This is a genomic window from Aeromonas sp. ZOR0001 (assembly GCF_000801015.1).
Lineage (GTDB): Bacteria > Pseudomonadota > Gammaproteobacteria > Enterobacterales > Aeromonadaceae > Aeromonas > Aeromonas veronii.
In genome coordinates this window covers 1-547 of sequence record NZ_JRJY01000019.1, presented here as the reverse complement: position 1 = coordinate 547, position 547 = coordinate 1, and the positions used below count along the sequence as shown (strand labels likewise).

Genomic DNA, 547 nt, shown 5'->3' with positions numbered 1-547 from the left:
ACCTGCCGGACACGGTGGAAGCTCGATTGCTGACCCGCAACATCAACGGCAAGGCGCGCCAAGTGCTGACCTCAATGGTCGACCCGATGCGTTTCCCGGGCGCTGACATCGTCGAGCTCTACAGCCAGCGCTGGGAAATCGAGTTGGGCTATCGGGAGATGAAGCACAGCCTGCAACAACACCGGCTGACCCTGCGCAGCAAGAAGGCGGCGGGGATACGGCAAGAGCTGTGGGGCGTGTTGCTGGCTTACAACCTGCTGCGCAGCCAGATGGTAAAGATGGCGGCGAGCCTGAATGGATACACGGCGAGTCAGTGTAGTTTTCACATGGCATCGGTGTACCTCATCCATGAACTGAGCTACATGCCGTACCTGTCACCGGGGAGTATCCCGAAGCGGGTGGCAGAGCTGGATAAGCAGGCGGGGCAGTTTGTATTACCGGAGCGAAGGAGGCGGAGTTATCCCCGCAGTGTGAAGGCAAGACCACAAAAGTATGCGGTGAAAAAAGCCAATAAAAACAATGCCAGTCAGGCTTAACTGACTGGCAT

General features: G+C 57.4%; 1 protein-coding gene. It reads left to right on the top strand.

Annotated features, from left to right (window positions below; genetic code table 11):
- Positions 1-536: IS4 family transposase (locus tag L972_RS02520; protein WP_047435116.1), on the top strand; the 536-nt coding region annotated here is incomplete at its 5' end.
- Positions 537-547: the final 11 nt, after the last annotated feature.